Source organism: Olleya aquimaris (genome assembly GCF_003259525.1).
Classification (GTDB): domain Bacteria; phylum Bacteroidota; class Bacteroidia; order Flavobacteriales; family Flavobacteriaceae; genus Olleya; species Olleya aquimaris.
Genome location: NZ_QLLO01000003.1, coordinates 1 through 287 on the forward strand (window position 1 = coordinate 1; position 287 = coordinate 287).

Annotated in this window: 1 protein-coding gene; it reads right to left on the reverse strand. The window is 42.2% G+C overall.

The genetic code is table 11. The annotated features are described in order from the left end of the window. Window positions 1–287: putative metal-binding motif-containing protein (locus LY08_RS04945; RefSeq protein ID WP_211305918.1), on the reverse strand; the 287-nt coding region annotated here is incomplete at both ends.

The window sequence follows — 287 nt, forward strand, 5'->3', positions numbered from 1 at the left end:
CCATCTTGGTCGAAACCTTCATCGATGTTTCCATCACAGTTATTGTCAATTCCATCGCAGATTTCTGTTGCGTTTGGATTAATTGAAGCATCTGAATCATCACAATCACCTTGACACGTGGTGAATCCGTCTCCATCTTGGTCGAAACCTTCGTCGATGTTTCCATCACAGTTGTTGTCTATTCCGTCGCAGATTTCGATATTTCCTGGATAAATCGCTGAGTTAGTATCATCACAATCAAAACATTGGGTAACACCATCTCCATCAGCATCTACCACAGTCTCATC